Origin of the sequence: Microbispora sp. NPDC046933, from assembly GCF_040644635.1 — a bacterium.
Classification (GTDB): domain Bacteria; phylum Actinomycetota; class Actinomycetes; order Streptosporangiales; family Streptosporangiaceae; genus Microbispora.
Genome location: NZ_JBEYWW010000005.1, coordinates 342,119 through 352,427, shown reverse-complemented (window position 1 = coordinate 352,427; position 10,309 = coordinate 342,119). Strand labels below are relative to the sequence as shown.

Sequence of the window (10,309 nt, the reverse complement as noted above, 5' to 3'; positions counted from 1 at the left end):
TCCAGTAGTTCCTGCCGGTTGGTGCCGGTGATGACGGCGCGGTGGTCGAAGTGGGTGCGGGTGGTGGCCAGGGAGTGGCCGACGTCGACCGGGTCCAGTTCGGGGTGCCGGTCCAGGTGATCGGCCAGCCGGGCGGCCTGCGCGTGCAGCGCCTCCCGGGAGCGGGCCGAGATCACCCACGGCACCACAGGCACCGGACGCTCCGCGTCCGGCTCACCCGGCACCTCCCGGCGACCGTCTGACGCGGCGGCGAGGGAGTGCCCGCCGTCCTGGGCGGCGGGCGCTGCCAGCGGACCACCCGGTGAGATGGCGTGAGACGCCTGTGCGGTGCCGTGTAGCGGACCGCCGGGCGAGATGGCGTGAGACGCCTGTGCGGTGTCGTGTAGCGGACCGCCGGGCGACATCGCGTGAAGCGCCTGCGCCGTGTCGTCCTGGTGGGGTGCTTGTTCGATGATGACGTGGGCGTTGGTGCCGCTGATGCCGAAGGACGACACACCCGCGCGTCTCGGGCGGCCGGTCTCCGGCCAGGGCACGGGCTCGGTCAGCAGCGACAGGCCCGCCGACCAGTCGACGTACGGAGACGCATCGTCGGCGTGCAGCGTCTTCGGCAGCACGCCGTGCCGCATGGCCAGCACCATCTTCATGACCCCGGCGACGCCCGCCGCGGCCTGGGTGTGGCCGATGTTGGACTTCAGTGAGCCGAGCCACAGCGGCCGGTCGGCAGGGCGCCCCTGGCCGTAGGTCGCCAGCAGCGCCCGCGCCTCGACGGGGTCGCCGAGCGTCGTGCCCGTGCCGTGCGCCTCGACCGCGTCCACCTGATCCGGGGTGAGCCCGGCGTCCTCCAGGGCCTGCCGGATCACCCGCTGCTGCGACAGCCCGTTGGGCGCGGTGAGGCCGTTGGACGCGCCGTCCTGGTTGACGGCGGTGCCGCGGATGACGGCCAGCACCGGGTGGCCGTTCCTCCGTGCGTCCGACAGGCGTTCGACCAGCAGCAGGCCCACGCCCTCGGCCCAGCCGGTGCCGTCCGCCGACGAGGAGAACGCCTTACACCGCCCGTCCGGCGCCAGCCCGCCCTGCCGGGAGAACTCGGTGAACATGCCGGGCGACGACATCACCGTCACCCCGCCCGCCAGCGCCAGGTCCGACTCGCCCGACCGCACCGACCGTACGGCGAGATGCAGCGCGACCAGCGACGACGAGCAGGCGGTGTCCACCGTCACCGCCGGGCCCTCCAGCCCGAAGGTGTAGGCGATCCGCCCGGAGGCGACGCTCGCCGCCGTGCCCGTGAGGGCGTAGCCCTCGGACCCTTCGGCCGTCTCGTGCAACCGGGGGCCGTAGTCCTGCGGCATCATGCCGACGAACACGCCGGTGCGGCTGCCGGCCAGCGACCGCGGCACGACACCGGCCCGTTCGAATGCCTCCCACGCCACCTCCAGCAGGAGACGCTGCTGGGGGTCCATGGCCGCCGCTTCCCGGGGGCTGATGCCGAAGAACTCCGCGTCGAAGCGGTCGGCGTCGTGGAGGAAGCCTCCTTCACCGGTGACGGACGTGCCCGGCCGCGTCGCGGCGGGGTCGTACAGCGCCTCCACGTCCCAGCCCCGGTTGGCGGGGAAGGCGGTGACGGCGTCGGTGCCGTCGAAGACGAGCTCCCAGAGCCTCTCCGGGCTGTCGGCTCCCGGGTATCGTCCGGCCATGGCGACCACCGCGATCGGCTCCCCGGCCGCCTGCTCCCCGGCCGCCTGCTCCCCGGCCGCCGGGGCGGGAGGCATCGAGGGAGAGGCAGTGCCGCCCTCGGACAGGGCCAGCAGGTGGCGGGCCAGCGCGAGGGGCGAGGGGTGCTCGAACGTGACCGTCGCGGGAACGGTCAGACCGGTGGCCGTGGCCAGGGCGTCCCGTAGCTCCACCACGCCCAGTGAGTCGAGCCCCAGGTCCTTGAAGGAAAGATGCGGCGCGACGCTCCGCGCGTCCGCGTGCCCCAGGACGGCCGCCGTCGCGGACAGCACGAGATCGAGCGACGCCTGCTCGCTCCGTGCGACATCCTGCTTGCTCCGTGCGACATCCTGCTCGCTCCTGGCGATCTCCGGCTCGCGAGGTGTCTCCCGCCGGCTCTGTGTTTCCAGGTGGTTCTGTGTTTCCCGTCGGCTCTGTGTTTCCCAGTGGTTCTGCGCCGGCACCGGCTCGCTGGGCTCGGTCACCGCGGCGACGGTGTCGATCCAGTGCCGGCGGCGCCGGAAGGGATAGGTGGGCAGGGGAACGCGCCGTGCGCCGGGCCGTACGGCAGGCCTCCAGTCGACCTGCCCGCCGTTGACGTGGAGCGCCCCGAGCGCCCGGAGGAACTCGCCCAGGTCCCCCCTGTCGCGGCGCAGCGTTCCGGTGACCACGCGTCCGAGGTCCGGCGCGGCGCCGGTGGCGTCCAGGATCTCCCGGACGCCCGGAATCAGGATCGGGTGCGGGCTGGCCTCCACGAACACGGTGTGGCCGTCCCGCAGTGCGGCCTCGACGGCCTCGTCGAACCGCACCGTGTGCCGCAGGTTGCGATACCAGTAGCCCGCGTCCAGCTCCGAGGTGTCGAGCCGCCCGCCGGTCAGCCCGGAGTAGAAGGCCACGTCGCTCCGCCGACCCGGGTGCCCCGGCAAGGAGGCCAGCAGGCGGTCCCGTACGGCCTCCGCGTGCGCCGAGTGCGAGGCGTAGTCGATCCGCACCCGCCGCACCGCGACGCCCTCGGCCTCGTACCGGGCGATCAACTCGTCCAGCGCGTCCGCGTCGCCGGAGACGACGGTGACCGAGGGGCCGTTCACGGCGCCGATCTCCAGCCGCCCCGCCCATTCGGCCACCCGCGTCTCGACCACGGGACGCGGCAGCGGGACCGAGACCATCCCGCCGCGACCCGATATCGCGGCGAGCGCCTGGCTCCGCAGGACCACGATCGCGGCGGCGTCGTCCAGCGACAGGGCGCCCGCGACGTGCGCGGCGGCGATCTCACCCTGGGAGTGGCCGATGACCGCGTCGGCGCGGACGCCGAAGTGCTCCCACAGCCGCGCCAGCGCCACCATGACGGCGAACAACGCGGGCTGCACGACGTCCACCCGCTCGAACGACTCCGCGCCCGGCAGGTTCCACAGCACGTCCCGGGGCGACCAGTCCACGTGGGGACGGAGGGCGTCGGCGGCCTCGGCCAGGTGCCGGGCGAAGACGGGAGAGGCGTCGGCCAGATCCCGGCCCATACCCGCCCACTGGCTGCCCTGGCCCGGGAAGACGAGGACGGTGCCGCCGAGGTCGCGCGCCCTGCCCTGCACCACCCCGGACGCCACGTCGCCCGCGCCGAACGCGCGCAGCCGTTCCCGCAGGTCCTGACGGTCCGCGCCCACCACGACCGCCCGATGTTCGAACGCGGTGCGGCCGGTCGCCAGCGACAGCGCGACGTCGGACGGGTTCGCGTCGAGGGCGGCCGAGCCGCTCAGCCGGGCGGCCTGCTCCCGCAGCGCGGCCGGGTCGCGAGCCGACAGAACGAGAGGGACGACCTGCGGGCCGCTCCCGCCGGAGCCGGAGCCGAAGCCGGGGCCGGGGCCGGGGCCGGAGCCGGCCGCCTCGCCGTCCCGGGCCGGCCCGGCGCCGGTGGCGGCCTCCTCCCGAGCCGGCGCCGTACGGCGCGGCGCACCCGAATCGGGGGCCGCGGGGGGCGGCGGCGGCTCGGCGAGGACGACGTGGCAGTTCGCTCCGCCCACGCCGAACGAGCTGACCCCGGCGACCAGCGGCGCCTCCGGGCGCGGCCAGGGGGAGAGCTCGGTGGCGACCCGCAGGTTGAGGGCATCGAGGTCGATGGCGGGGTTCGGCGTCTCGTAGTTCAGGCTGGCCGGAACCTCCCGGTGGTGGATGCTGAGCACGGCCTTGAGCAGCCCGACGATGCCGGCCGCTCCCTCCAGGTGGCCGACGTTCGTCTTCGCCGACCCCACGAGGAGGGGCCGCGTGGCGGGCCGGGCCGCGCCGAGCGCGGCGCCGAGGGCCGCCGCCTCGATGGGGTCGCCGACCCTGGTGCCGGTGCCGTGCAGCTCGACGACCTGTACGGTCGCGGGGTCGACCCCGGCCCTTTCCACCGCCAGCCGTATCACCTGCTCCTGGGCGGCCGCGCCGGGCACGGTGAGGCCGGGGGTCGCGCCGTCGTTGTTGACCGCGCTGCCCAGGATGACCGCGTAGACGTGGTCCTCGTCGGCCAGCGCCTGCCGCAGCGGCTTCAGCACGACGATCCCGCCGCCCTCCCCGCGCGCATAGCCGTTGGCCCGGGCGTCGAAGGTGTGGCACCGCCCGTCGGGGGACAGGCCGCCGAACCGCTCGGCGGTCGCCGTGCTCTCCGGGACCAGGTTGAGGTTCACCCCGCCCGCGAGCGCGACGGCCGCCTCGCCCGAGCGCAGGCTCTCGCAGGCCAGATGCACCGCCACCAGCGCCGACGACTGCGCGGTGTCGACGGTGAGGCTCGGCCCGCGCAGGTCCAGCGCGTACGAGACGCGGTTGGCCAGGATGCCCCGGGTGAGCCCGGCGAGCGTGTGGCGGGTGATGGCCGCCTCTCCCCGCTGGTAGACGAGCGTGGCGTAGTCGGCGGCCATCGCCCCGATGACCACGCTCGCCGGCGTGCCCGCGAGGTCGGCGGGCCGGACGCCGGCGTCCTCCAGCGCCTCCCAGGCGAGCTCCAGCGTCAGCCGCTGCTGGGGGTCCATCGCCGCCGCCTCCTTCGGCGAGACGCCGAAGAAGCCCGCGTCGAACTCGTCGACCCGGTCCAGGAAACCACCCCGCAGGCCGGCGAGCCGGGGCTCGCCCGCCAGGCGGCTCTCCGGAGGCGGGCCGACCGCGTCGCGCCCGGCGCGCAGCAGTTCCCACAGATCGCGCGGGTGTGGCGCTCCCGGCAGCCGGCAGGCGAGCCCGACCACCGCGACCGCGTCCTCGCCGTAGCCGACCGCCTCGTCCATGTGAACATCCGCCCTTCGCGTCGTGCCCGTGCTTCTCGTCGTGCTTTTCGTCGTGTTTTCGCGGTGCTTCTCGACCGCGCGTACGCGCGACCGATCCGGCCGTGTTCGCCGCTTCCCTCCCGGCGAAAGGCGGTACGGCCCGGGCTGCCACTTTCCGCGGCCGAAACGGAAAAGGAAACAGCCCGGCCCGCCCGCACGGCGGCCTTCCCGGGAATGCGCGTGAGCAGCGGCGGCGCGGTCTCGCCGTGCCCGCGCTTCCCGTCCCGGAACCCTGCGGCTCCGGCCCGGCCGACCCAATCGACATTTGCATGAATTTCGTGCAATAGTCAACTGTGATGCCGATCACGGGATATCGGGCTATTCATAAGGATTTCTTTGTCTATTTCCATCGGAAATCGTAATTGGACCCGATGGGTGTGGCCCGCCTACCGTTTGCGAAGAAACGCGAGCACACGCACTCGATGGGGGTAAATCCATGACCGTTGCCGAGGCGGTGGCGGCGCGGGAGAGCCGCGACGTCCGCAAGCCCGTCGCCCGGCTCGGCCGCCTGCTCGACGCGGACTCGACGACGCCGCTGCACGCGGAGGACGCGAGCGGCGTGCTCGCGGTCACCGGGCGCGTCCACGGCTCCCCGGTGGTCGCCTTCTGCACCGACGCGACGGTCATGGGCGGGGCGCTGGGGCTGGCCGGGGCCCGGCACATCATCGCCGCCGTGGACGAGGCGCTGCGGCGCCGGGTGCCGGTGATCGGCGTGTGGCACTGCGGCGGGGCCCGTCTCGCCGACGGCGTGGAGTCGATGCACGGCGCCGGCCTGGTCTTCGAGGCGAACATCCGCGCCTCAGGGCGGGTGCCGCAGATCTCCGTCATCGTGGGCCCGGCGGCGGGCGCGGCGGCGTACGGACCGGCCCTCACCGACCTGATCGTCATGTCCGACCTGGGCCGGGTGTTCGTCACCGGCCCCGACGTGGTCCGCAGCGTGACGGGCGAGGAGATCGACATGGAGGGGCTCGGCGGCGCCGACGCGCACGGCCGCCGCTCCGGTGTGGTGCACGTGGTCGCCGGGGACGAGGACGACGCCTACCGGCGCGCCCGCACGCTCACCGGCCTGCTGGCCGACACCGGCGGGTACGCCCTGGACGGCCTGGCGGACGACCGCGACCCGGCCGCCCTGCTGCCCGAGTCGGCCCGCCGTGCGTACGACATCCGCCCGGTGATCCGCGCGCTGCTCGACGACGGCGAGGACGGTGCGGCGTTCGTGGAGATCCAGGCTCGCTGGGCGCCGAACATCGTCGTCGGGCTCGGCCGCCTGGCCGGGCACACCGTCGGCGTCGTGGCGAACAACCCGCTCCGCAAGGGCGGCTGCCTCGACGCCCTGTCTGCGGAGAAGGCCGCCAGGTTCGTCCGGATGTGCGACGCCCACGGCGTTCCGCTGGTCGTGCTGGCGGACGTCCCCGGCTACCTCCCGGGTGTCGACCAGGAGTGGGGCGGCGTGGTCCGCCGGGGGGCGAAGCTGCTGCACGCCTTCGCGGAGGCGACCGTGCCCCGGGTGACGGTGGTCGTCCGCAAGTCCTACGGCGGCGCCTACATCGCGATGAACTCCCGCTCGCTCGGGGCGACCGCCGTCTTCGCCTGGCCGGGTGCGGAGGTGGCGGTCATGGGGGCCGAGGCGGCGGTGGGGATCCTGCACCGCCGGCGCCTCGCCGCCGCCTCCGCGGAGGACAGGGAGCGGCTGCGCGCCGAGCTGGTGCGGGAACACGAGGAGCTGTCCGGCGGCGTCCGCCGGGCGCTCGACCTCCGGGTCGTGGACGAGGTGATCGACCCGCGGACGACCCGGCGGAGGCTCGCCGAGGCCCTCGCGGCGGCGCCGGCCACGCGGGGAGCGCACAACAACATCCCGCTCTGACCCCGTCCGACCCCCGGCAGATGACCCAGCCGGAGATCTCGGCCATCACTCCCGAGGAGGTCGGCCGCTACGGCATCGGCTCGGTGCTCAACGGCGGCGGGTCCTGGCCGGGCCGCGACAAGCACGCGTCCCCGCAGGACTGGCTGGCCCTCGCCGACGCGTACTGGCAGGCGTCGGTGAACACGCGGACCAGGATCCCCGTCATCTGGGGCATCGACGCCGTACATGGCGACAACAACGTGTTCGGCGCCACGCTCTTCCCGCACAACATCGGCCTCGGCGCCGCGCACGACCCCTGCCTGCTGCGCGGCATCGGCGCCGCCACCGCCGCGCAGGTCCGCGCGACCGCCCAGGACTGGGCCTTCGCGCCCACCCTCGCCGTCGTCAGGGACGACCGCTGGGGCCGCACGTACGAGGGCTACTCCGAGGACCCGCGCATCACCCGGGCGTACGGCTACGAGGTCGTACGCGGCCTGCAGGACGGCGGCTCCCACAGGCTGGGCGACCGGGGCGTGATCGCCACGGCCAAGCACTTCATCGGCGACGGCGGCACGCTCAAGGGGCAGGACCAGGGGGTCAACCCCTCGTCCGAGGCCGACATGATCAACATTCACGGCCAGGGCTACTACGGCGCGCTCGCCGCCGGGGCGCAGACCGTCATGGCGTCATTCAACAGCTGGACCAACGAGGACCTCGGCATCACCGAGGGCAAGGTGCACGGCAGCAGGAAGCTGCTGACCGAGGTGCTCAAGCAGAAGATGGGCTTCGACGGCGTCGTCGTCTCCGACTGGAACGGCATCGGCCAGGTCGCCGGATGCACGAACTCGAACTGCGCCCGGGTGATCAACGCCGGCATCGACGTGGTGATGGTGCCGAACGACTGGAAGGCGTTCGTCTCCACCACGATCGCCCAGGTCGAGGCGGGAGAGATCCCGATATCCCGCATCGACGACGCCGTCACGCGCATCCTGCGGGTGAAGCTGCGGGCGGGCCTGTTCGAGGCGCCCAAGCCCTCCGCGCGCCCCGGCGCGGGCTCGGCGAAGGCCCTGCAGGCGCGGGCGCTGGCCCGGAAGGCGGTGCGGGAGTCGCAGGTCCTGCTGAAGAACAACCGGAAGGTCCTCCCGCTCTCCCCCCGATCCAAGGTGCTGGTGGTCGGCAAGAGCGCCGACAGCATGCAGAACCAGACCGGCGGCTGGACCCTCACCTGGCAGGGCACCGGCAACACCAACGCCGACTTCCCGAACGGCACGACCATCCTGGGCGGCCTGCGCGAGGTCCTCGGCGCGGACAACGTGACCTTCAGCGAGACGGCCGACGGGGTGGACCCGAGCCGGTACGACACGGTGATCGCCGTGATCGGCGAGACGCCGTACGCCGAGGGGGTGGGCGACCTCGGGCGGCGCTCGCTGGAGGCCGCCACGCTTTGTCCCGGTGACCTCGCGGTGCTCGACAAGGTCGCCGGCAAGGGCACGCCGGTCGTCACCGTCTACGTCACGGCCGCCCGCTGCACGTGAACAAGGAACTCAACCGGTCGGACGCGTTCGTGGTCGCGTGGCTTCCCGGCACCGAGGGCGGCGGCGTGGCCGACCTGCTGGTCAGGAGCCGTGACAGCGGCCCCGGTTACACGGGCACGCTGTCGTACTCGTGGCCGAAGAGCGCCTGCCAGACACCTCTCGATCCGGGCGAGGAGGGCTACGACCCGCTCTTCCCCCTCGGCTACGGCCTGCGCTACGGGCAGGCCGGGTCGGTCGGCACGCTCGACGCGACCTCGCCCGAGTTCGGCTGCTCCGGCACGGGCGGCGGCGGCACCGCCACCGAGGACCTGGAGATCTACAACCGCCAGGACGTGGCGCCGTACAAGAGCTACATCGGCTCGGCCGAGAACTGGGGCGGCACGGAGATCGGTGTGGACGGCGAGGCGGCGCACTCGGAGATCGCCGTCGTCTCGTCGGACGTCAACGTGCAGGGCGACGGGCCGAAGGCGACCTGGAACGGCGCCGCAGCCGCGCAGATCTACATGCAGGACCCCAAGGGCGGCAGCGACCTGCGCGGCTACCTGAACGCCGGCGTCCCTTGCGGCGGACCGGGCCGGTGTCAGGCCGCCGGGACGGCCTCCCCGGCGACGTCGGCCTCGGCCCTGGCCGTCACCCGCCGCCGTACGGCCAGGCCGAAGCACGCGACCGCCAGGCTGAAGACGCCGGCCACCACGAACGGCCCCGCCGGGCGCCACGCGTCGAACAACGCCCCGCCGAGCGCCGAGATGACCATCACCCCGGCCGCGCCGCAGAGCGTGTGGACGCCGAACGCCGAGCCCCGCACGGCCGCGGGCGCCTGCTGCGCGAGCAGCGGGCCCGCCGTGGTGATGGCGGCGATCTCGCCCACGCCGATCAGCACGGCGACCAGCATCATGCCGGGGCCGAGGGGATCGGAGACGAGCAGCGTCGACAGGTAGGCGAGGGCGGCGACGACCTGCGCCAGGACGACCAGGTCCTGACGCCGCATCCGGTCGCCCAGCCAGCCGAACACCGGCGCGCACAGCAACGCGACCATCTGCGAGACGCCCACCACGGCGCCCGCCTTGGCCAGCGCCTCCGCACCGGACAGGCCGCCGTGCTCGGTGCCGTAGTTCTTGATCCACAGGGACATGAAGGCGACCACGATGGCGAGGTCGGCCCGCGCCACGAACGACGCCGCGTACGAGAGCGCCACTCCCGGGTCGCGGACGAGCGCCACGCCCTCGCGCACCAGCCGGACCAGCGGCACGCGCTCGGCGGCGACCGGCCGCGCCGGCGACAGCGTCAGCCACAGCAGGCCCGCCGTGACCAGGATGCCCGCGGCGATCAGCAGGAACGCCGTGCGGGCCGCCTGCACCGGCTCCATCCCGCCCGCCTCCAGCGTCTGCGGCAGCCGCACCAGGACCAGCACCGCGACCAGCGCGCCGAGGCCGCCGAAGAAGCCGACGAGCCCGTACGACGCCCCGCGCGACCTGCTGCGCACGTAGTCGATCGCGATCGTCGACAGCATCGCGTTGATCGCCGCGACGCCCAGGCCGAACACCACCCGCAGCACCGCCAGCACGGCGGTGTTGGCCGCGAACGGGAACAGCGCGGTGCCGGCGGCGCACAGCACCAGGCCGGAGACCACGATCATCCTGCGCCCGAACCGGTCGGCCAGCGCGCCGTACCACGCGAGGCTCGCGACCATGGCGAGTTCGGCCGCCGTGTTGAGCAGCCCGACGACCGTGCCCTGCCGTGACTCGGGCAGCCCCAGGATCGTGGTGAGGATGTGCGGCTGGGCGGACGGCAGGAAGGAGATCACCGCCGTGCCGACGGTCGCCAGCGCCAGCAGGGCCCACATGTTGGCACGGGTGACGCCGTCGGCCAGGTACGCGCCCAGCACTCGGCGCAGGGGTGTCATGGAACGATCATGACATTGTTCGGCCCCG

3 protein-coding genes and 1 pseudogene are annotated in these 10,309 nt (G+C 73.8%); 2 read left to right on the top strand and 2 right to left on the bottom strand.

The window, feature by feature from the left end; all coding sequences use genetic code 11:
* Positions 1 to 4,961 (bottom strand): beta-ketoacyl synthase N-terminal-like domain-containing protein (locus ABZ857_RS09525; RefSeq protein ID WP_357040200.1); only part of this gene is annotated, 4,961 nt, incomplete at its 3' end.
* Positions 4,962 to 5,436: 475 nt separating this feature from the next.
* On the opposite strand from ABZ857_RS09525, the gene ABZ857_RS09520 reads away from it, so the two are divergent.
* Positions 5,437 to 6,864 (top strand): carboxyl transferase domain-containing protein, encoded by a 1,428-nt coding sequence (locus tag ABZ857_RS09520; protein ID WP_357040197.1) that lies wholly within the window; start codon positions 5,437 to 5,439, stop codon positions 6,862 to 6,864.
* Between the two features lie 20 nt (positions 6,865 to 6,884).
* Positions 6,885 to 8,921: pseudogene (locus tag ABZ857_RS09515) on the top strand (glycoside hydrolase family 3 N-terminal domain-containing protein); the annotation flags it as partial.
* A gap of 37 nt (positions 8,922 to 8,958) precedes the next feature.
* On the opposite strand, the gene ABZ857_RS09510 reads toward ABZ857_RS09515, so the two are convergent.
* Positions 8,959 to 10,281 carry an MFS transporter gene (locus ABZ857_RS09510; RefSeq protein WP_357040194.1) on the bottom strand — a complete coding sequence of 441 codons (1,323 nt, stop codon included), beginning with the start codon at positions 10,279 to 10,281 and terminating at the stop codon, positions 8,959 to 8,961.
* Positions 10,282 to 10,309: the final 28 nt, after the last annotated feature.